Source organism: Pseudorhodoferax sp. LjRoot39 (genome assembly GCF_964253035.1).
Taxonomy (GTDB): Bacteria; Pseudomonadota; Gammaproteobacteria; order Burkholderiales; family Burkholderiaceae_C; genus Pseudorhodoferax.
Genome location: NZ_CAXUQL020000001.1, coordinates 6,375,907 through 6,396,024, shown reverse-complemented (window position 1 = coordinate 6,396,024; position 20,118 = coordinate 6,375,907). Strand labels below are relative to the sequence as shown.

Annotated in this window: 20 protein-coding genes and 6 tRNA genes; 16 read left to right on the top strand and 10 right to left on the bottom strand. The window is 68.1% G+C overall.

The window, feature by feature from the left end; genetic code table 11:
• Nucleotides 1-28: 28 nt before the first annotated feature.
• Nucleotides 29-1,588 carry a methyl-accepting chemotaxis protein gene (locus ACSQ4M_RS29910; protein ID WP_436193006.1) on the bottom strand — a complete coding sequence of 520 codons (1,560 nt, stop codon included), beginning with the start codon at nucleotides 1,586-1,588 and terminating at the stop codon, nucleotides 29-31.
• Nucleotides 1,589-1,663: 75 nt separating this feature from the next.
• On the bottom strand, nucleotides 1,664-2,578 hold the full coding sequence (locus ACSQ4M_RS29905) for an alpha/beta fold hydrolase (protein WP_436193005.1): 915 nt from the start codon (nucleotides 2,576-2,578) through the stop codon (nucleotides 1,664-1,666).
• A 104-nt stretch (nucleotides 2,579-2,682) separates the two neighbouring features.
• On the opposite strand from ACSQ4M_RS29905, the gene ACSQ4M_RS29900 reads away from it, so the two are divergent.
• Genes ACSQ4M_RS29900 through plsY form a run of 3 tightly spaced genes read left to right on the top strand, consistent with a single transcriptional unit; the run spans nucleotide 2,683 to nucleotide 4,911 of the window.
• Nucleotides 2,683-3,747, top strand: a complete 1,065-nt coding sequence (locus ACSQ4M_RS29900) for an aldo/keto reductase (RefSeq protein ID WP_436193004.1) — start codon at nucleotides 2,683-2,685, stop codon at nucleotides 3,745-3,747.
• Nucleotides 3,748-3,749: 2 nt separating this feature from the next.
• Complete coding sequence (locus ACSQ4M_RS29895; protein WP_436193003.1) at nucleotides 3,750-4,238, top strand: aminoacyl-tRNA deacylase; 489 nt, start codon at nucleotides 3,750-3,752, stop codon at nucleotides 4,236-4,238.
• Between the two features lie 52 nt (nucleotides 4,239-4,290).
• Nucleotides 4,291-4,911, top strand: coding sequence for a glycerol-3-phosphate 1-O-acyltransferase PlsY (gene plsY / locus ACSQ4M_RS29890; protein ID WP_436193002.1), 621 nt, complete (start codon nucleotides 4,291-4,293; stop codon nucleotides 4,909-4,911).
• 3 nt (nucleotides 4,912-4,914) lie between these two features.
• Here the strand turns inward: plsY and ACSQ4M_RS29885 are convergent, their stop codons facing one another.
• The 3 genes from ACSQ4M_RS29885 to ACSQ4M_RS29875 are packed head-to-tail and all read right to left on the bottom strand — an operon-like array spanning nucleotide 4,915 to nucleotide 7,033.
• Nucleotides 4,915-5,904 carry an HD-GYP domain-containing protein gene (locus ACSQ4M_RS29885; RefSeq protein ID WP_436193001.1) on the bottom strand — a complete coding sequence of 330 codons (990 nt, stop codon included), beginning with the start codon at nucleotides 5,902-5,904 and terminating at the stop codon, nucleotides 4,915-4,917.
• Nucleotides 5,904-6,542 (bottom strand): retropepsin-like aspartic protease family protein, encoded by a 639-nt coding sequence (locus ACSQ4M_RS29880; protein ID WP_436193000.1) that lies wholly within the window; start codon nucleotides 6,540-6,542, stop codon nucleotides 5,904-5,906. The genes ACSQ4M_RS29885 and ACSQ4M_RS29880 overlap by 1 nt, the downstream gene beginning before the upstream one ends.
• A gap of 5 nt (nucleotides 6,543-6,547) precedes the next feature.
• Nucleotides 6,548-7,033, bottom strand: a complete 486-nt coding sequence (locus ACSQ4M_RS29875; RefSeq protein WP_436192999.1) for a YajQ family cyclic di-GMP-binding protein — start codon at nucleotides 7,031-7,033, stop codon at nucleotides 6,548-6,550.
• Nucleotides 7,034-7,108: 75 nt separating this feature from the next.
• Between ACSQ4M_RS29875 and murB the strand changes: the two genes are divergently transcribed.
• Complete coding sequence (murB, locus tag ACSQ4M_RS29870; RefSeq protein ID WP_436192998.1) at nucleotides 7,109-8,161, top strand: UDP-N-acetylmuramate dehydrogenase; 1,053 nt, start codon at nucleotides 7,109-7,111, stop codon at nucleotides 8,159-8,161.
• Here murB and ACSQ4M_RS29865 read toward each other — a convergent pair whose 3' ends face one another.
• Both ACSQ4M_RS29865 and ACSQ4M_RS29860 read right to left on the bottom strand, forming a co-directional pair.
• Nucleotides 8,162-8,488: a pyrimidine/purine nucleoside phosphorylase gene (locus ACSQ4M_RS29865; protein WP_436192997.1), complete on the bottom strand. Its 327-nt coding sequence runs from the start codon at nucleotides 8,486-8,488 to the stop codon at nucleotides 8,162-8,164. It lies immediately after the preceding gene.
• Nucleotides 8,489-8,514: 26 nt separating this feature from the next.
• The gene (locus ACSQ4M_RS29860; protein ID WP_436192996.1) at nucleotides 8,515-8,862 is read right to left on the bottom strand and encodes an ArsC family reductase; all 348 of its coding nucleotides are present in this window, start codon (nucleotides 8,860-8,862) and stop codon (nucleotides 8,515-8,517) included.
• Nucleotides 8,863-8,904: 42 nt separating this feature from the next.
• On the opposite strand from ACSQ4M_RS29860, the gene folC reads away from it, so the two are divergent.
• From folC to ACSQ4M_RS29805, 11 genes are all read left to right on the top strand, one after another.
• A complete protein-coding gene (gene folC, locus ACSQ4M_RS29855; protein ID WP_436192995.1) occupies nucleotides 8,905-10,194 on the top strand; it encodes a bifunctional tetrahydrofolate synthase/dihydrofolate synthase in 1,290 nt (429 codons plus the stop codon).
• Nucleotides 10,195-10,203: 9 nt separating this feature from the next.
• Nucleotides 10,204-11,010, top strand: coding sequence for an SPOR domain-containing protein (locus ACSQ4M_RS29850; protein WP_436192994.1), 807 nt, complete (start codon nucleotides 10,204-10,206; stop codon nucleotides 11,008-11,010).
• 9 nt (nucleotides 11,011-11,019) lie between these two features.
• Nucleotides 11,020-11,505, top strand: coding sequence for a CvpA family protein (locus ACSQ4M_RS29845; protein ID WP_436192993.1), 486 nt, complete (start codon nucleotides 11,020-11,022; stop codon nucleotides 11,503-11,505).
• Nucleotides 11,506-11,553: 48 nt separating this feature from the next.
• Nucleotides 11,554-13,056, top strand: a complete 1,503-nt coding sequence (purF, locus tag ACSQ4M_RS29840) for an amidophosphoribosyltransferase (protein WP_436192992.1) — start codon at nucleotides 11,554-11,556, stop codon at nucleotides 13,054-13,056.
• Nucleotides 13,057-13,061: 5 nt separating this feature from the next.
• A complete protein-coding gene (gltX, locus tag ACSQ4M_RS29835; protein ID WP_436192991.1) occupies nucleotides 13,062-14,486 on the top strand; it encodes a glutamate--tRNA ligase in 1,425 nt (474 codons plus the stop codon).
• Between the two features lie 85 nt (nucleotides 14,487-14,571).
• A tRNA-Ala gene (locus ACSQ4M_RS29830) sits at nucleotides 14,572-14,647 on the top strand.
• Between the two features lie 44 nt (nucleotides 14,648-14,691).
• A tRNA-Glu gene (locus ACSQ4M_RS29825) sits at nucleotides 14,692-14,767 on the top strand.
• A 48-nt stretch (nucleotides 14,768-14,815) separates the two neighbouring features.
• Nucleotides 14,816-14,892 (top strand) — tRNA-Asp (locus ACSQ4M_RS29820).
• 79 nt (nucleotides 14,893-14,971) lie between these two features.
• Nucleotides 14,972-15,047: transfer RNA gene (locus ACSQ4M_RS29815), tRNA-Ala, on the top strand.
• 25 nt (nucleotides 15,048-15,072) lie between these two features.
• A tRNA-Glu gene (locus tag ACSQ4M_RS29810) sits at nucleotides 15,073-15,148 on the top strand.
• 46 nt (nucleotides 15,149-15,194) lie between these two features.
• Nucleotides 15,195-15,271: transfer RNA gene (locus ACSQ4M_RS29805), tRNA-Asp, on the top strand.
• A gap of 72 nt (nucleotides 15,272-15,343) precedes the next feature.
• Here ACSQ4M_RS29805 and ACSQ4M_RS29800 read toward each other — a convergent pair.
• On the bottom strand, nucleotides 15,344-15,937 hold the full coding sequence (locus ACSQ4M_RS29800; protein ID WP_436192990.1) for an RnfABCDGE type electron transport complex subunit B: 594 nt from the start codon (nucleotides 15,935-15,937) through the stop codon (nucleotides 15,344-15,346).
• A 23-nt stretch (nucleotides 15,938-15,960) separates the two neighbouring features.
• Nucleotides 15,961-17,310 carry a polyhydroxyalkanoate depolymerase gene (locus ACSQ4M_RS29795; RefSeq protein ID WP_436192989.1) on the bottom strand — a complete coding sequence of 450 codons (1,350 nt, stop codon included), beginning with the start codon at nucleotides 17,308-17,310 and terminating at the stop codon, nucleotides 15,961-15,963.
• A 199-nt stretch (nucleotides 17,311-17,509) separates the two neighbouring features.
• Here ACSQ4M_RS29795 and ACSQ4M_RS29790 point away from each other — a divergent pair, with 199 nt between their 5' ends.
• Nucleotides 17,510-18,739, top strand: coding sequence for a nucleoside recognition domain-containing protein (locus ACSQ4M_RS29790; RefSeq protein WP_436192988.1), 1,230 nt, complete (start codon nucleotides 17,510-17,512; stop codon nucleotides 18,737-18,739).
• A gap of 60 nt (nucleotides 18,740-18,799) precedes the next feature.
• Here the strand turns inward: ACSQ4M_RS29790 and ACSQ4M_RS29785 are convergent, their stop codons facing one another.
• Nucleotides 18,800-19,996, bottom strand: a complete 1,197-nt coding sequence (locus ACSQ4M_RS29785; protein WP_436192987.1) for an amino acid aminotransferase — start codon at nucleotides 19,994-19,996, stop codon at nucleotides 18,800-18,802.
• Nucleotides 19,997-20,118 lie beyond the last annotated feature (122 nt).

Here is a 20,118-nt window from a genome sequence, read left to right as displayed (position 1 = left end):
GCCCTTGCGTCGGGCGGGGGAGGGGCTCTCAAGCCGGCGTGTGGGCCAGGCGCGGCTGGCCGCTGCCGAGCCGGAACACGGCCACGGCCTGGACCAGGTCATGGGCCTGCGATTTCAGGCTGCTGGCCGCAGCGGCGCTTTCCTCGACCAGCGCCGCGTTCTGCTGGGTGGCATGGTCCATCTGCGTGACGGCCTCGCCGATCTGGGCCACGCCCGAGCTCTGCTCCTGGCTGGCCGCGCTGATCTCGCCCATGAGATCGGTCACGCGCCGGATCGCGGCCACAACCTGCTGCATGGTGGTGCCGGCTGCATCGACCTGGGCCGAGCCTTCCTCCACGCGGGCGGCGCTGGTGCCGATCAGCGCCTTGATCTCGCGCGCGGCCTCGGCGCTGCGTTGGGCCAGGTGGCGCACCTCGCTGGCCACCACGGCGAAACCGCGGCCCTGCTCGCCGGCACGGGCGGCCTCCACGGCGGCGTTCAGCGCCAGGATGTTGGTCTGGAAGGCGATGCCATCGATGGTGCCGATGATGTCGGCGATGCGGCGCGAGGCCTCGGCAATGCCGTGCATGGTCTGCACCACGCGGCCCACGGCCGCGCCACCTTCGGCCGCGATGCGCGAGGCCTCCTGCGACAAGCCGTTGGCACTGCGCGCGTTGTCGGCGTTCTGGCGCACGGTGGCGCTGAGCTGTTCCATGGAGGCAGCCGTCTGCTCCAGCGCAGAGGCCTGCTGCTCGGTGCGGGCCGACAGGTCGTTGTTGCCCAGCGCGATCTCGGCGCTGGCTGTGGCCACGCCCTCGGCGTTCTGGCGCACGTTGCTGACCACGGAGGACAGCGCGCCCTGCATGGCGTGCAGCGCGTTGAGCAGTTCAGCCACCTCGTCCCGGCCCAGCACCTGGGCGGCGGCGGTGAGGTCGCCAGCCGCCACGGCGCGCGACACGGCCACGGCCCGGTCCAGCGGGCGCACGACGGAGCGGCTGAAGGCGATGGCGCCGCCGACCGCCAGCACGCAGACCACGGCCATGGTGCCTAGGCTGATGGCCAGCGCGTGGCGCGACTGCGCGGCGGCGGCCTCGGCGATGCTGCGGCTCCTGGCCGCGATCTTCTCGCCAGCCTGGTCCAGCAGCTGGGCCGGCTCGCGGTCCATGCCCTGCACCGCCTTGTCGCCGGCGCTGGGGTCGAAGGCCGCGGCCTCGAATGCCGCATAGCCCTTGCGGTAGCCCGCGCCCATGGCGGTGTGCGCAGCGCGGAAGCGCACGATCAACTGCCCGGCCTCGCTGTTGCCCAGCGCGGCGGCGAGCTGCTGGGCGTCACGGGCCACGTCGGCCTCTTTCTTCTGGAAGGCGGCCCAGTAGCGTTCGCGCTGGGCGCTGTCCTTGCCGCGCAGCAGGACGTTCTTCCACTCCTGGACCTGGGTCTTGAAGTCGTTCAGCAGCAGGGCCACGTCGCGCTCCTGCGCGGTGTGCGTGCGCACGGTGGTCTCATAGGTGGCGAGGCCCTGGTTGAGCTGGAACATGCCAAACAAGGCAGCACACAGCAGGGCGGCCAGCGCAGCGACGAAGGCCAGGGGAAGCTTCAGGCTGAGTTTCATGCGGGTCTCCGGGGTTTCCCGGAGGCATTGGACGGCAATTGCACGATAACTGCAACGCCTTGTAACAAGATTCGTTCAGGCGATGAAGCTTTCTATGGCCTGTGCCACCGCCAGGGGCTGGTCGTGCTGCAGCATGTGGCCGGCGTCCTCGATGCGCGCCACGCGGCAATCGGCGATCTCGCGCAGGCGCTGGTGGTAGTCGTCCAGCGTGTAGCGGCCCTTCCACCATTGCGAGAGGCTGTCGTCGGAGGCTTCCACGGCCAGCACGGGCGCGGTGATCGCGCGGTACAGCGCCAGCACCTCGTCCACGCGCATGGCCTGGGCGAAGATGGTCTTGTGCGCGGCGTCGCCGCGGATGCGCCATTCGGTCGTGCCGTCGGCACGCGGCGCCTCGTGCGCCCACGCGCGCGCCAGCCAGTCGGCCTTGTCCTGCGGCAGCCGGCGGTTGGTCTTCATGAGGCGGCGGGCCACGCCGTCGGCACTGTCGTAGGGGGCCAGGCCCATCTCGCCGCGGTGCAACTGCTTGAGTTCGTCCATCCAGCGCGCATAGCGGCGCGGCGCCTCCTCGGGCCGGTGGTCGGGCGAGCCGAAGCCTTCCAGGTTCACGAGCCGGCGGATGCGGGCCGGCCGCACGCCCGCATACATCATGGCCACGTTGCCGCCCATGCTGTGGCCGACCAGGTTCACGGGCTGGTCGCCCGCGTAGTGGTCGAGCAGGAAGTCCAGGTCGCCCAGGTAGTCGGCGAAGCAGTAGCTGTCCACCGGCGCGGCCTCCGTCAGGCCGTAGCCGCGCCAGTCGGGCGCGACGATGAAGTGGTCCTGCGCGAGCGCGTCCACCACGAACTGCCAGGAGGCCGACACGTCCATCCAGCCGTGCACCAGCACCAGCGGCACGCGGCCCGGCGCCGGCTCGCCCCACAGGCGGACATGGGCGCGCAGCGTGCGCAGGGGGATCATGTCGCTGCGCGAGGGGCGGAGGGGCTGGTACATGGGCGGCGATGGTAGGGCAGGGGCGGGGCCGGGCGCGGTCAGCCGCGCGACAGGAAAGCTGCGACACTCGCGCGCTTCTTTTGGCCGTACCGACAAGCATCCCCATGCACACTGTTCCCCTGGGCCGCAGTGGCCTGCACGTGACGCCGCTCTGCCTGGGCACGATGACCTTCGGCGAGCAGGTCGACAGCGCGACGGCGCATGCCATCCTGGACCGTTCGCTGGCGCTGGGCATCAACTTCATCGACACGGCCGAGATGTACGCCGTGCCGGCACGTGCCGAGACCTATGGCGCGACCGAGACCATCCTCGGAGACTGGTTCGCGGCGCGCCCCGGTGTGCGCCAGCGCGTGCTGTTGGCGACCAAGGCCGCCGGCCCGCCGCGCGGCATGCCCTGGATCCGCCATGGCCGGGCCGAGTTCAAGGCCAGCGACATCGTCGAGTCCTGCGAGATGAGCCTCAAGCGTCTGCGCACCGACGTGATCGATCTCTACCAGCTGCACTGGCCGGCGCGCAACCTGCCGGCCTTCGGCGCGCGCTACTTCGACCCGGCCCAGGACAAGCCTGCGCCAGCCATCGAGGAGCAGCTGCGCGCGCTCGACAGCCTGGTGCGCTCGGGCAAGGTGCGGGCCATCGGCCTGTCCAACGAGACGCCCTACGGCGTGCACGAGTTCGTGCGCCTGGCCGAGGCCCATGGCCTGGCGCGTGTGGCCTCGGTGCAGAACGCCTACTGCCTGATCAACCGCAGCGTGGAACACGCGCTGGACGAAACCCTGCACCGGCTGGATGTGGGGCTGCTGGCCTACTCGCCGCTGGGCTTCGGCTTGCTGACCGGCAAGTACGACACGGGCGGCACCAGCGGCCCGGCGGCCCCCGGCGAGGCGCGCATCGCGCGCTACGCCTCGGTGCGGTCGGGGCGCTGGGGGCGCGAGGCGGCGCTGGCGGCCGCGCGCCGTTACAACGCGCTGGCGCGCGAGCTGGGCCTCACACCCACGCAGCTGGCGCTGGCCTTTTGCCGCAGCAAATGGCAGGTGACGAGCACCATCCTGGGCGTGACCAGCGTGGCGCAGCTCGAGGAAGACGTGGCGGCCTTCGCCACCGAGCTTTCGCCCGACATCCTGGCGGCGCTGGACGCGCTGCACCTGGAATTGGGCGACCCGGCGCTCTGAGCATGGCCAAGCCGCACGTCTCGGAAACGCCGGCCACGCAGCTGCTGCGCGCCCACAAGATCGCGTTCACCGAACACCCCTACGAATACCTGGAGCACGGCGGTGCCCAGCACAGCGCCGAGGTGCTGGGGCTGGATCCGTTCACGGTGGTCAAGACCCTGGTCATGCAGGACCAGGACGCCAAGCCGCTGCTGGTGCTGATGCACGGCAACCGCAAGGTCTCGACCAAGAATCTGGCGCGCCAGATTGGCGCCAAATCGGTCGAGGCCTGCGCGCCCGAGGTGGCGATGCGGCACAGCGGCTACCTGGTGGGCGGCACCTCGCCGTTCGGCACGAGGAAGCGCATGCCGGTCTACATCGAGGACACCATCCTCGCGTTGCCGCGCATCGCCATCAACGGCGGGCGGCGCGGCTTCCTGGTCGGCATCGATCCGCAGGTCTGCGTGCAGCTGCTGGACGCCAAGCCGGTGCAGTGTGGCCTCCCCCTGTAAAGGCACGCGCTGGCACAATGCGCGCGCTTTTTGACGGAGACAACTGCTCGCCATGAATTCCATCCTCGCCACGCTGGCGGCCTACCTGCTGGGCTCCTTGTCCTTCGCCGTGATCGTCAGCCGCGCCATGGGCCTGTCGGACCCGCGCAGCTACGGCAGCAAGAATCCCGGCGCGACCAATGTGCTGCGCTCTGGCAGCAAGCCCGCAGCCATCGCCACGCTGCTGCTCGACGCGCTGAAGGGCTGGCTGCCGGTGGCGCTGGTGGTCTGGCATGGCGAGCGCTTCGGGCTGCAGGAGGGCACGGTGGCGCTGGTGGGCCTGGCGGCGTTCCTGGGTCATCTGTACCCGGTGTTCTTCCGCTTCCAGGGTGGCAAGGGCGTGGCCACGGCGCTTGGCGTGCTGTTCGGCGTGGACTGGGTTCTCGGCCTGGCCGTGGCGCTGACCTGGCTCATCATTGCCTTCTTCTTCCGCTATTCCTCGCTGGCCTCGCTGGTGGCTGCCGTCTTCGCGCCGGTCTACTACCTGTTCGGCAACGGCCTGGCCTGGTATGCCGACAAGCGCATCGCGCTGGCGCTGGGCGTGATGGCCCTGCTGCTGTTCTGGCGCCACCGCGAGAACATCGGCCGGCTGGCCCAGGGCAAGGAATCGCGCCTGGGCGGCAAGAAGAAGTAGCGCTCAGGCGCCGTGTGCGCGCTCGGCCTGCAGGCCCTGGCGCAGCAGGGCCTGGTGGTTGATGCGCACGCGGTTGCGCAGCAGCTCGGGCGTCAGCGCCGACTGGATGGCCGGGCCGCCCTGGCCGATGCGCTGCAGGCGCGGTCCGGCCAGCTTGTCGCCGCTCTTGCCCAGCACGGTGGCCACCAGCGGATGGTTGGCCTGGCGGCCGCGGCGCAGCACCAGGGCCACCTCGCCAGAATCCAGCCGCACGAAGCTGCCCGGCGGGCACAGGCCCACGGCGCGCACCAGCGCCATGCCGGCGGCTTCGCGCGCGACATCGCCACGGCCCAGCATGGCGCGCACGGTCTCGATCACGCTGCGCGCAGCGCGCGACTTGCGTGGGCTGATCATCGCGGCGTAGCGGTCCACCACCTGCAGGATGCGGGCCAGGCGTTGCACCGGCGCCAGCGTGTCCAGCGCGGCGGAGGGCAGACTCTCGTGGTGCAGGGCGACCACCTGCAGCCAGTCCGCGTCGCCCACGCCCAGGCGGCCCAGCAGCATGCTGCCGGTCGCGGCATGTGCGTCGATCTGTTCTTTCTGCTCGGTGCTGGGGGCTTCGGCCTGTTCGGCCAGGCGGTTCTGCAGCGCCGTCATCGAAAGATTCATGGTCAGGGCGGCGCCCACCAGGCTGTCGCGCTCGGACTGTGGCAGCGCCAACTCGGCCGCCAGCACATGGCACAGCACGCCACACACCAGCGCATGGGCGCTGCTGTAGCCCAGCGTGCGGTTGGCCGCGAGCTGATACAGCAGGTACAGGCCGGTGTCCATGTCGTGCTGGAGCAGATCCTGCATCCAGCGGTCGTACTGCTGCACCTTGTGCGCGAACCCGGCCACCTGGCGCGGCCGCAGCAGCAGCGTGGACAGCCCGGCCTCCAATTCGGCCCACAGGCCCAGCAGGTCTTCGTATTCGGCGTCCTGCGGATGCGGGACGGCGGTGGGCTGCATGGCCATCAGTAGCGCTGCTCCAGCACCATCTGCTGCGGGCCGCGGCTCATCTGGAAACGTGCCAGCACGTTGTTGCCCAGCAGCACATAGGGCATGGGCTGGGGCACGACGGCGGCCTCGATGTCCGTGAGTTCGGTCTCGCCGATGCGCAGCGAAGCCAGCCGGACCACCCAGACCTGGATGGCACCGTTGGCCGTGCCCATGTTGGCCTGTCGCCCTTTGCGGAAGTCCAGCTTCAGGCGTTCCGCCTCGGCGGTGTCCAGCGCCACGGTGCTGGCGCCCGTGTCCACCATGAACTGCACGAGCTGGCCGTTGATGCGGCCCTGGCCCATGAAGTGGCCGCGGCCGTCGGCCTGCAGCACGATGCGCCGGTTGGCCGACGGCACACCCATGGCGACAGGCGAGCCGCCCAGGCGCACGCTGGTGCGGCGCCCGCCGATGTCGAGTTCGGCCTGCTCGCCCTGCAGGGCAAGCAGCTTGACGCCGCGCCAGCTCTCGCCGATGGCCACGCTGCGCGGCCCGGCGCCATCCACCACCAGCAGCGCGCGCTGGCCCAGCACGCCCGTCAGCGCCACGGACTGCGCCTGCGCCTGGCCCAGCCATGCCGCCAGCAGCAGGGCCGCCAGCGTGGGAGCCGGGCGCATGCGCATCAGTCGCGGAAGTTGTTGAACGACAGCGGGATGTCGGTGATGTCCTTGCGGATCAGCGCCATCGCGGCCTGCAGGTCATCGCGCTTGGCACCCGTCACGCGCACGCTCTCGCCCTGGATGGCGGCCTGCACCTTGAGCTTGCTGTCCTTGATGAGGCGCTGCAGCTTCTTGGCCAGCTCGGCCTCGATGCCGTTGCGCACCTTGATCACGCGCTTGACCTTGTCGCCGCCCATCTTCTGCACGTCGCCCATGTCCAGGAAGCGCACGTCGACCTCCTGCTTGGTCAGCTTGTTGCGCAGCACGTCGGCAATCTGGTCGAGCTGGAACTCGGCATCGCCGATCAGGGTGATCTCCTTGTCCTTGAGCTCGATGGCGGCCGAGGTGCCCTTGAAGTCGAAGCGGGTGCCGATTTCCTTGGCGCTGTTGTCCACGGCGTTGCGGACCTTGACGAGGTCGGCTTCACAAACGGTGTCGAAAGAAGGCATGGGTGTGGTTCCTGGAGGTTGCGCCGGGCCGTGAGCGCGGGCGTCAGGGCCGGCATGCGATGCGACAATTCCAAGATGTTAGTCGAGATGAATGTCCCGCTGCGGGCCTACAACGCCTTCGGCATCGTGGCGCGCGCGCACACGCTGGTGCGCGTGGGGTCCGAAGCCGATCTGGCGGCTGTGCTGGCCGATCCGGAGCTTGCGGCCGCACCCAAGTTCGTGCTCGGCGGCGGCAGCAACATCGTACTGACCGGCGACGTGCGCGCGCTGGTGCTCAAGGTGGAGATCATGGGCCAGCGCGTGGTCGAGGAGACCGAGCGCGCCTGGGTCGTCGAGGCCGGCGCCGGCGAGAACTGGCACGACTTCGTGGCCTGGACGCTCGCGCAGGGCTTGCCGGGCCTGGAGAACCTTGCGCTGATCCCCGGCACCGTGGGCGCCTCGCCGGTACAGAACATCGGTGCGTACGGGGTGGAGCTGCAGGATCGCTTCGAATCGCTCGACGCGGTCGATCTGGCGACGGGCAAGCCCTTCACGTTGTCCGCCGCGCAATGCGCCTTCGGGTACCGCGATTCGGTGTTCAAGCATGCGGCGGCCGAGCTGTCTGACTTCGGCCTGGCGGGCCGCGCCCTCATCACGCGAGTGCGGCTGCGACTGCCCAAGCCGTGGAAGCCCGTGCTGGGCTACCTGGACCTGGAGCGCAAGCAGGCCGAAACCGGCATTGCCGCGCCCACGGCCCGGCAGATCTTCGACTGGATCTGCGAGATCCGCCGCCACAAGCTGCCCGATCCGCAGGTGATCGGCAACGCCGGCAGCTTCTTCAAGAACCCGACCGTGACGCCCGAGCAGTGCGCCGACATCATCGGCCGCGATCCGCGCGTGGTGCATTACCCGATGGCCGACGGCAGCATCAAGCTGGCGGCGGGCTGGCTCATCGATGCCTGCGGCTGGAAGGGCAAGAGCGTGGGCAATGCCGGCGTCTACGAGAAGCAGGCGCTGGTGCTCGTGAACCGGGGCGGAAAGGACAATCCCGCCACGGGCGGTGAGGTCATGACGCTGGCAAGGGCGATCCAGACCAGCGTCTACGAGCGTTTCGGCATCCGGCTGGAGCCGGAGCCGGTGGTCGTGTGATCAACCGTAGTGGCAGATGTAGTGGTACGGCCCGGTCTCGGCCGTCACGCGGATGTCGAACTTCGTGTTGCCCGGCACACTGAATTGCTCGCCCGCGCTGGACTTCACCCAGGCATCGGTGCCGGCCAGGCGGTACTCGCAGGCGCCGCCCACGCATTCCATGATCTCGGGCGCAGCCGTGCCGAAGCTCAGCTCGGCCGGCAGGACCACGCCCACGCTCTTCTTGGTGCCGTCGGGGAAGGTGATGGCGTGGCTCACGCACTTGCCGTCGAAGTAGACATTGGCCTGGGTCGTGACGGTCACGCCCGCGATGCTGCTGGTGGTCATGGTCTCAAAAAGACAGAGTGAAAAAATCAGTGGCGGCGGGCGGCCCAGGCCTCGGGCGCGAAGCCTGCGGTCACGGTGCCGTCGTCCCATTCGACGATGGGGCGCTTGATCGCGCTGGGTTGCGCGCGCAGCAATGCGGCGGCGCTGGCTGCGTCCTGGACGGCGGCCTGCTGCGCGGCGTCGAGCTTGCGCCAGGTGGTGCCCTTGCGGTTCAGCACGGTCTCCCAGCCGAGCGCGGCGATCCAGGCGTCCAGCTGCAGCGGCACGCCGGCCTTCTTGAAATCGTGGAAGGCGTAGGCGATGCCTTGGGCATCGAGCCAGGTGCGCGCCCTCTTGACGGTGTCGCAGTTGGGAATGCCGTACAAGGTGGTCATGGCGCGCGATTATGGCGAACGCGTTTGCGACAATCCGGCCCTATGCAAACCCTGGCTGAATGGCTCGCACACTGCGAGCAACTGCACACCCGACCGATTGACCTGGGGCTGGAGCGCGTGCGCCAGGTGGCCGAGCGCATGCAGCTGCGCTTCGACTGCACCGTCATCACGGTGGCGGGCACCAATGGCAAAGGCTCGACCTGCGCCATGCTGGAATCCATCGCCGGCCAGGCGGGCTGGCGCACCGGCGTCTACACCTCGCCGCACCTCGTGCATTTCGAGGAGCGCTGCCGCATCGCTGGCGAAGCGGTCGCCGAGGCCGATCTGCTGCCGCAGTTCGCGCGCGTCGAGGCGGCGCGCGGCGACACCACGCTGAGTTACTTCGAGTTCACCACGCTGGCCATCCTGGGCTGCCTGGCCGATGCCAGGCTGGACCTCGCCGTGCTCGAGGTGGGGCTGGGCGGGCGGCTGGACGCCGTCAACATCGTCGATGCCGACTGCGCCGTGATCACCAGCATCGACCTGGACCACATGGAGTTCCTGGGCCCGGACCGCGAATCCATCGGTTTCGAGAAGGCCGGCATCCTGCGCCCGGGCCGTCCGGCCGTGGTCAGCGACCCGGTGCCGCCGGCCAGCATCGCGCGCCATGCGCAGGCCATCGGCGCTGACCTGTGGCAGTCCGGCGTGGACTTCAATTTCTCGGGCGACCAGCAGCAATGGGCCTGGGCCGGCCGTGGCAAGCGCTACAGCGGCCTGGCCTACCCGGCGCTGCGCGGCGCCAACCAGTTGCTCAACGCGGCCGGCGTGCTGGCCGCGCTGACGGCCGTGCGCGAACGCCTGCCGATCCCGGCCCAGGCCGTGCGCGCGGGGCTGGCCCTGGTCGAACTGCCCGGGCGCTTCCAGATCGTGCCGGGCCAGCCCACGCTGGTGTTGGACGTCGCGCACAACCCGCACGCGGCCTCCGCGCTGGCGGCGAACCTGGATGCCATGGGTTTTTTCCCCAATACGCATGCGGTCTTTGGCGCCATGGCCGACAAGGATCTGGACGGCATCCTGCGCCGCATGGCCCCGGTCGTGGACCGTTGGTACTTCTGCGACCTGCCGGGCGCGCGCGCGGCGCGGGCCGATGAACTGCTGCAACGCTGGCAGGCGCTCAACACGCGCAAGGACACATCCGCCAGCGGGCACGCCGGACCCACGCAAGCCCTGGCGGCGGCCGTGGGCGAGGCAGACCCCGCTGATAGAATCCTTGTCTTTGGGTCATTCCTGACCGTAGGTGGCGTGCTGGAGCAAGGCCTCCCCAAATTGCACGCCAAGCACCTCGGTCGCTGAACTCACTCCATGGCCTTTTTCAAGTTTCGCGCGCGCGGCCCCATGGGCGACGAGCACCCGGCCAGCCCCGCGGAAACCATCGACGACATGCGCCGCCGTGCGCGCCATCGGCTGATCGGCGCCACCGTGCTGGTGTTGGTCGGCGTGCTGGGGTTTCCTCTGCTGTTCGACTCGCAGCCGCGGCCGATCCAGGTCGACATTCCTTTCGACATTCCTGACCGCGACAAGGCCCAGCCGCCGGGCGCCAGCGCCGGTGGCAAGCTGGCCCAGGCCGCGCCCGAAGCTGCGCACGCCCCGAGCAGCGTGGCAGCCGATGCCAGCCTGAACGCCAAGGAAGAGGTGCTGCCTCCTGCTGCGCCACCGCCAGCCCGCAGCGAGGCCAAGGCCGAACCGAAAGCCGAACCCAGGGGCGAGCCGAAGAGCGAACCCCGCCACGAACCCAAGGCGGAGGCCAAGGCGTCGGCGCCCAGTCCCGCGCCTGTGTCGGCCACCGACAGCGGTGCCCGTGCGCGTGCGTTGCTGGACGGCAAGACTGCGGCCTCTGCCGCGACGCCTGCTGCGGCCCCCGCCAGTGCGGCCGAGCAGTCCGGCCGCTTCGTGGTGCAGGTCGGCGCGTTTGCCGACGCCGACAAGGCGCGCGAGGCGCGCCAGCGCCTGGAGCGCGCCGGCCTCAAGACGTACACCCAGGAAGTGCAGACCAAGGAAGGTGCCCGCATCCGCGTGCGCGTCGGCCCCTACGGCGTGCGCGCCGAGGCCGACAAGGTGGCCGAGCGCATCAAGGCGCTGAGTCTGCCGGCTTCCGTGCTCACGCTCTGACATCCGTGCATGCCCGTCCTCGACTGGATCCTGTTGGCCGTGCTGGTCTGCTCGCTGCTGCTGGGGGCTTGGCGCGGGCTGGTGTTCGAGGTGCTGTCGGTGCTGGGTTGGATCGCGGCATTCGTGCTGGCGCAATGGCTGGCGCCCGACGTGGCGCCGCACCTGCCCATGGGCGGGGCGGCCGAGACGGTGCGCTACGTGGCCGCCTTTGCGCTGGTGTTTGTGCTGGGCGCGTTCGCCTGCGGGCTGCTGGCGGCCTTGTTCAAGCGGCTGGTGCAGGCCGTGGGCCTGCGGCCGGTGGACCGCGTGCTGGGCATGGTGTTCGGCCTGTTGCGCGGCGCCATCTTGATTCTGGCGGCCGGCGTCATCATCTCCAATACACCGCTGCAGCGCGAGCCCTGGTGGCGCCAGTCCCATGGGGCGGGCATCACGGTGTCGGTGCTGCATGCGTTCAAGCAAGCGCTGCCGAGCGGGCTTGCCGAGTATCTACCCTGAGTTTCGCGGCCTGAGCCTGGCCGCACCCATCTACCTGCGGGATCAACCATGTGCGGAATCGTCGGCGTCGTCAGCAATGCCCCTGTCAACCAGCTGATCTATGACGCGCTGCTGCTGCTGCAGCACCGCGGCCAGGATGCGGCCGGTATCGTGACGCAGCAGGAGCGCAAGTTCTTCATGCACAAGGCCAAGGGCATGGTGCGTGACGTGTTCCGCACGCGCAACATGCGCGCGCTGCCGGGCAACTGCGGGCTGGGCCAGGCGCGCTATCCCACGGCCGGCAATGCCTATAGCGAGGAAGAGGCCCAGCCCTTCTACGTGAACGCGCCCTTTGGCATCGTGCTGGTGCACAACGGCAACCTCACGAATGCCCACGCGCTCAAGGCCGAGCTGTTCAGCACCGACCACCGCCACACCAACACCGAGAGCGATTCCGAGGTGCTGCTCAACGTGCTGGCGCACGAATTGGAGCGCTCGACGCGCGGCGTGCCACTCAACGCCTCCGAGGTGTTCGCCGCCGTGCGGGCCGTGCACAAGCGCGTGCGCGGTTCTTATGCGGTGGTCGCACTGATCGCGGGCTACGGCTTGCTGGCTTTCCGCGATCCCTATGGCATCCGCCCGCTCGTGATGGGCCGGAGTGGCGACACCGTCATGGTGGCCAGCGAGTCGGTCACGCTGGAGGGCACGGGACACGATTTCGAGCGCAACGTGGAGCCAGGCGAGGCCGTGTTCATCGACCTGCAGGGCAAGGTGCACGCCGAGCAGTGCGCGGAGTCGCCGCGGCTGAACCCCTGCATCTTCGAATACGTCTACCTCGCGCGGCCCGATTCGGTCATGGACGGCATCTCGGTCTACCAGGCCCGGCTGAACCTCGGCGAAGCGCTGGCCAAGCGCCTGGTGTCGACGCTGCCGCCGAGCGGTGTCGACGTGGTGATCCCCATCCCGGAATCCAGCCGTCCGAGCGCGATGCAGCTGGCGCAACTGCTGGGCATCCCGTACCGCGAGGGCTTCGTCAAGAACCGTTACGTGGGCCGTACCTTCATCATGCCGGGGCAGGGCGTGCGCAAGAAGTCCGTGCGCCAGAAGCTCAACGCGATCGCCAGCGAGTTCAAGGACCGCAACGTGCTGCTGGTCGACGACTCCATCGTGCGTGGCACCACCAGCCGTGAGATCGTGCAGATGGCGCGTGATGCCGGCGCCCGCAAGGTCTACCTGGCCAGTGCCGCACCGCCGGTGCGCTACCCCAACGTCTACGGCATCGACATGCCGACCAAGGACGAGCTGGTCGCGCACGGCCGCACGGTTGAGGAGATCCGCGCCATCATCGGCTGCGATGCGCTGATCTACCAGGACGTGGACGGCATGAAGAAGGCCGTGGGCTCGCTGAACCCGGCCATCGCCGGCTTCGATGCCTCGTGCTTCGACGGTGTCTACGTGACCGGCGACATCTCCGATGGCGACATCGCCCGCCTCAACGAGCGCCGCGTGGGCGGCAGCGAGGACGATGCCGACAGCTCGCGCCTGGCCCTGCCGAACGCCGAAGCCGCCTGATTTCCATGCCCGACATGCCGACCACTCCCGTCCGTACCCGTTTCGCGCCGTCACCGACTGGCTTCATCCACCTGGGCAACATCCGCTCGGCGCTGTACCCCTGGGCGTTCGCGCGCGCCAGCGGCGGCGTCTTCGTGCTGCGCATCGAAGACACCGACCTGGAGCGCTCCTCGCAGGCCGCCGTCGACGTGATCATCGAAAGCATGCGCTGGCTGGGCCTGGACCACGACGAAGGGCCGTTCTACCAGATGCAGCGCATCGCCCGCTACAAGGAAGTGCTGGCCCAGATGCAGGCGCAGGATCTGGTGTACCCCTGCTACATGGGCGTGGCCGAACTCGACGCTTTGCGTGAGCGCCAGATGGCCAACAAGGAAAAGCCGCGGTACGACGGCACCTGGCGGCCCGAACCGGGCAAGGTGTTGCCGGCCGTCCCCGAAGGGGTGCAGCCCGTGCTGCGCTTCAAGAACCCGCAGGGCGGTTCGGTGGTCTGGGAGGACAAGGTCAAGGGCCGCATCGAGATCCGCAACGACGAACTCGACGACCTCGTGATCGCGCGGCCCGACGGCACGCCGACCTACAACTTCTGCGTGGTCGTCGACGACATCGACATGGCGATCACGCACGTGATCCGTGGCGACGACCATGTCAACAACACGCCGCGCCAGATCAACATCTTCCGCGCGCTCGGCAAGGAGCCGCCGGTCTACGCCCACCTGCCCACCGTGCTGAACGAGGTGGTGGACGAGCAGGGCGAGAAGCGCGTCGAGAAGATGTCCAAGCGTTACGGCGCCAAGCCCGTCACGCAGTACCGCGACGAGGGCTACCTGCCCGACGCCATGGTCAACTACCTCGCGCGCCTGGGCTGGAGCCACGGCGACGACGAGATCTTCAGCCGTGCGCAGTTCCTGGAGTGGTTCGACCTGGACCACCTGGGCCGCAGTGCCGCGCAGTTCGACGAGGCCAAGCTTCGCTGGGTGAATGCCCAGCACCTGAAGGCCGCGGCCGACGAGGTGCTCGCGCCCCTGGTGGCCGAACAGCTTCAGAAGCAGGGAATCGCCGCCGACGAACGCCTGCCTGCCATCTGCGGCCTGTTCAAGGACCGTTGCGACACCACGGTGGCGCTGGCCGACTGGGCCGCGGCCTTCTACCGCGGCGTGCAGCCCAAGCCGGAGGAACTGGCGCAGCATGTGACCGACACCGTGCGTCCGGCGATCGCTGCGCTGGCCGACAAGCTGGAAACCACGGCGTGGGACAAGCCGGCCATCGCCGCCGCGCTCAAGGAAGTGCTGGGGGCGCACGGCCTCAAGATGCCGCAATTGGCCATGCCCGTGCGTGTGCTGGTCATGGGCACGGCGCAGACACCGTCGCTTGATGCCGTGCTCGCCTTGTCCACGAAAAAAAATGTGATCGAGCGGTTGCGAGCGGCCTAAAAAGCGTTCTATAATTTGAGGCTCGATAGATGACGAGTATGCGAGTTAAAAGCTTGCAAAACGTCAAACATTGACAACTACCCAAGGGGGTATAGCTCAGCTGGGAGAGCGCTTGCATGGCATGCAAGAGGTCAGCGGTTCGATCCCGCTTACCTCCACCAAGTAAGTTGTCATCGCTGTCGAACGGATTCAGTCCAAAGGTTTTGACCCTATCGTCTAGAGGCCTAGGACATCACCCTTTCACGGTGAGTACCGGGGTTCGAATCCCCGTAGGGTCGCCAGGTTTTTGCAGTGCTTGGGTTGCCGCAAGGCGCCGAAGCCACCTACCAGGAGTGGTAGTTCAGTTGGTTAGAATACCGGCCTGTCACGCCGGGGGTCGCGGGTTCGAGTCCCGTCCACTCCGCCAAATTTCCTTCGGGAGATGAACGGGCTTGCAGCAGAGATGTTGAGGCCCGTTTTATTTTGAAGACTGATGGTTCACCCGGGGGGGTATAGCTCAGCTGGGAGAGCGCTTGCATGGCATGCAAGAGGTCAGCGGTTCGATCCCGCTTACCTCCACCACGTGAACCATCGTCGATTGGTCCTTGACCCTATCGTCTAGAGGCCTAGGACATCACCCTTTCACGGTGAGTACCGGGGTTCGAATCCCCGTAGGGTCGCCAAGTTCGTAGCGCTTGGGTCGCCGCAAGGCACCGAAGCTACCTACCAGGAGTGGTAGTTCAGTTGGTTAGAATACCGGCCTGTCACGCCGGGGGTCGCGGGTTCGAGTCCCGTCCACTCCGCCACAACCGCAACGGGTTACGCAAGCAATTGCGTGACCCGTTTGTCTTTTGGGGTGCCATGAACGCGCCTGAGGCTCAGCTTTGCGTGCGGCGGGCCCGGGCGCGCGCCAGGGCGGCCTCGACGATGGCGCGCCGGGGATCGGCCTGGGCAGCGGCCGGCACTTCTTCAGGGGGCGGCACAGGTGAGAGCGCATCGGCAGGTGGCCGCGCCGCGTGCAGCGCATACCGCTTGCGCGCTGCCATCGCTTGGCTCTGCGACCAAGCGGCCCAGCCGGTCAGGTTGCCGCTGATGGGTTCGAGGTGAATGCAGTCGACCGGGCAGACCGGGATGCAGAGTTCACAGCCCGTGCAATGCGCTTCCAGCACCGTGTGCATGGCCTTGCTGGCGCCGATGATCGCGTCGACAGGGCAGGCTTTGAGACACAGCGTGCAACCGATGCACCAGTCCTCGTCGATGAAGGCCATCTGGCGCGGCCCCTCGGTTCCGTAGGCCGGATCAAGGGGCAGGGCGGCCAGGCCGGTCAGCCGGGCCAGGCGCTCCACGCCCTCGGCGCCGCCTGGCGGGCAGCGATTGATCGGCGCTTGTTCGTCGGCGATGGCCTGCGCGTAGGCCGCGCAATCGGGGTAGCCGCAGCGCGTGCACTGCGTCTGCGGCAGCTCGGCCAGCACGCGCTGGGCCAGGGTGGACGTCGTCAGGCGGCGCTCGTCTTCTTGGCCGCAACGCGCACAGCGGCAGTGCGTGCCACGGTGCCGCCACGCGGCGTACTGGACTTGGCGCCCTGGCTGTGTGCGAGGATGAAGTCACGCACCTTGGGGTAGACGCTCTCGCGCCAGCGCCGGCCGCTGAAGATGCCGTAGTGGCCTGCGCCCTTGACCTCGAAATGCTCGCGCTGGTCTGCGGCGATGCCGCTGCACAACCCGTGCGCTGCGGCGGTCTGGCCCGAGCCGGAGATGTCGTCGAGCTCGCCTTCGACGGTCAGCAGTGCGCAGCCCTGGATGTCCTGCGGCTGAACCAGTTCGGACAAGCCCTTGGCGTTGCGGACATGCCAGGTGCCGTTGACGAGCTTGAAGTCCTGGAACACCGTGGCGATGGTTTCCAGGTAGTAGTCGGCGTCCATGTCCAGCACCGCGTTGTACTCGTCGTAAAACTTGCGGTGGCTTTCGGCGCCGACGTCATCGCCCTGCAGCAGATGCTCGAAATAGTCGTAGTGGCTCTTGGCGTGGTGGTCGGGGTTCATGGCCACGAAGCCTGCATGTTGCAGGAAGCCGGGGTAGACGCGCCGGCCCGCGCCCGGGAAGGTCTGCGGCACGCGGTAGATCACGTTGTTCTCGAACCACTCGAAGCTCTTGTTCATGGCCAGGTTGTTCACGGCCGTCGGCGACTTGCGCGCGTCGATGGGGCCGCCCATCATGGTCATGGACAGCGGCAGCCGCTCGCCGCGCGACGCCATCAGCGAGACGGCAGCCAGCACCGGCACGGTGGGCTGGCAAACGCTCATCACATGGCAGTCGCCGTAGACGGACTGCAGGTGGCGGATGAATTCCTGCACGTAGTTGACGTAGTCGTCCAGATGAAACTCGCCCTCGGACAGCGGCACGGTACGGGCGTTCTTCCAGTCGGTGATGTAGACCTTGTGGCCGCCCAGCATGGACTTGACGGTGTCGCGCAGCAAGGTGGCGTAGTGGCCCGACAGCGGGGCGACGATCAGAACCGCGGGCTGGCCCTTGAGGGTGGCCAGGGTGCCGCCGTCGTCGGTGAAGCGCTTGAAGCGGCGCAGTTCGCAAAAAGGCTTGTTGACCTCCACGCGTTCGTGGATGGCGACATTGACCCCGCCCACGGTCACCGTCTGCAGGCCGAACACCGGCTTTTCGTAGTCTTTGCCCAGGCGGTACAGCAGGTCGTAGCCCGCGGCCACGCGCTGGGCGAAGGGGTTCTGGCCCAGCGGCGACGCCGGGTTGCCGAACAGCTTGGAGGCGGCATTTGCAAATTCGGCAAATGGCTCCATGAGGGAGCGCTGGGCTTCGTAGATCTGGTACAGCATCGCGGGAAGGGAAGAGAGGAGGGGGATGTACAGCAAAGTCTTGCTGCACTGCAGCAATATAGCAGTTGTCAAGCTGCCGTGCATGACGGGAAACACCAATGCAGTGCGCAATGCGCCATTTGCGCACGCTGTTGCATTCCATTTATGCACGCCATCGGTGCGCCGAAAGCGGTGACTGCGCGCCACTACACTGCCCGCCATGCTGAATGGGTTGTGGCTGGGTTTCTTTCTGACCGCGGCCGCCAGCGCCGGTTGGCGCTGGTTGGCGGGAGGGGAGGCAGAGGTCTTCGCCGCGATGGTGCAGGCGCTGTTCGCCATGGCCAAGCTGGCGGTGGAGGTCATGGTGCTGCTGTTCGGCACGCTGACGCTGTGGCTCGGCTTCCTGCGCGTCGCCGAACAGGCGGGGCTGGTCAACTGGCTGGCGCGGCTGCTGTCGCCGCTGCTGTGCAGGCTGATGCCGCAGGTGCCGCCCGGCCATCCGTCGCTGGGCCTGATCACGCTGAACTTCGCCGCCAACGCGCTGGGCCTGGACAATGCGGCCACACCGATCGGACTCAAGGCCATGCGCTCGTTGCAGGAACTCAACCCGAGCGCCACGGTGGCCAGCAACGCCCAGATCCTGTTCCTCGTCCTGAACGCGTCGGCGCTGACGCTGTTGCCGGTCAGCATCTTCATGTACCGCGCCCAGCAGGGGGCGGCCGACCCGACGCTGGTGTTCCTGCCCATCCTGCTGGCCAACGCGGCCGGCACGCTGGTCGCGCTGCTGGCCGTGGCCGCCGTGCAGCGTCTGCGGTTGTGGGACCCAGTGGTGCTGGCCTACCTGGTGCCTGGCGCCTTGCTGATGGGCGGTTTCATGGCGCTGCTGGCGGGCCTGTCGGCCGCGGCATTGGCGGCGCTGTCCTCCCTGCTGGGCAACCTGACGATGTTCGCCATCGTGCTGCTGTTCCTGCTGGCGGGCGCGCTGCGCCGCGTGCCGGTCTACGAGGCCTTCGTCGATGGCGCCAAGGAAGGCTTCGACGTGGCGAAGAACCTGCTGCCCTACCTGGTCGCGATGCTGTGCGCGGTGGGCGTGCTGCGCGCCTCGGGCGCGCTCGACCTGGCGCTGGGCGGCTTGCGCGGTCTGGTGGCGCTGGCGGGCTGGGACACGCGCTTCGTCGATGCCATGCCGACCGCGCTGGTCAAGCCCTTCTCGGGCAGCGCCGCGCGTGCGTTGCTGCTGGAGACCATGCAGAGCCAGGGCGTGGACAGCTTCGCCGCGCTGCTGGCCGCCACGGTGCAGGGCAGCACCGAGACCACGTTCTACGTGCTGGCCGTGTACTTCGGCGCCGTCGGCATCCAGCGCGCCCGCCATGCGGTGGCCTGCGCCGTGTTGGCCGATGTGGCGGGCATCCTGGCCTCGATCGGCGTCTGCTACTGGTTCTTTGGCTGAAGCTGCCCCAATGAAAAACGCCGCGCGGTGCGCGGCGTCTTCAAGGGCATTGGTGGTGGGTCAGACGACCTTGGCGATGCTGGCGCAGACGTAGTCGATGTTCTTGCTGTTCAGCGCGGCCACGCACATGCGGCCTGTGTCTGTACCGTAGACGCCGAACTCGTTGCGCAGGCGCACCATCTGGTCCTTGGACAGGCCGGAGTAGCTGAACATGCCGACCTGGGTCGTGATGAAGCCCATGTCCTGCTTGACGCCGGCGGCCTTGAGCTTCTCGACCAGGGCCACGCGCATTTCCTTGATGCGCACGCGCATGCCGGCCAGTTCCTCTTCCCACAGGGCGCGCAGCTCGGGCGTGTTCAGCACCGCAGCCACCACGCTGCCGCCGTGCGTGGGCGGGTTGCTGTAGTTGGTGCGGATCATGATCTTGAGCTGGCTCAACACGCGGTCGGCCTCGGCCTTGTCCTGGCACAGCACCGACAGCGCGCCGACGCGCTCGCCGTACAGGCTGAAGCTCTTGCTGAACGAGGTCGAGACGAAGAACGACAGGCCGGCGGCCAGGGCCTTGGCCACCGCCACACCGTCTTCGGCAATGCCTTCGCCGAAGCCTTGGTAGGCCATGTCCAGGAAGGGCACGAGCTGGCCGGCCTTGACCGTGGCGATGACCTGGTCCCACTGGGCGGACGTGAGGTCGTAGCCGGTCGGGTTGTGGCAGCAGGCGTGCAACACGACCACGGTGCCGGGCGCGGCGGCCTTCAGGTCGGCCAGCATGCCGTCGAAATCGACACCGCGCTTGGCAGCGTCGTAGTAGCGGTGGCTCTGCACCTCGAAGCCGGCCTGCGTGAACAGCGCGCGGTGGTTCTCCCAGCTCGGGTCGCTGATCAGCACTTTGGCATTGGGATTGAGGCGCTTCAGGAAATCGGCACCGATCTTCAGGCCACCGGTGCCGCCCAGGCCCTGCACGGTGGCGACGCGGCCGCTCTTGACAGGCTCGCTGTCGGCCCCAAATACCAGGTTCTTGACTGCGCTGTCATAGGCGGCGATGCCGTCGATTGGCAGGTAACCGCGTGCCTTGGGCGCCTGCATCATGGCCTGTTCGGCTTTCTGCACGCAGGCCAGCAGCGGCAGCTTGCCGTTGTCGTCGTAGTAGACACCGACGCCCAGGTTGACCTTGTTGGGGTTGGTGTCGGCGGCAAACTGCTCGTTCAGACCCAGGATCGGGTCGCGCGGTGCCATCTCGACGGCGGAGAACAAAGACATTGAAGTTCCTGCAGAGGGTTGTCGCTAGCGGGGAGGGCCGTGCTGCGCTAGCCTATCGGGTTGCCCCTCGCTTGAGCTGTGCGAGGAAGCCGGCGACGGCCGTGCACCAATTTTAAGCATTC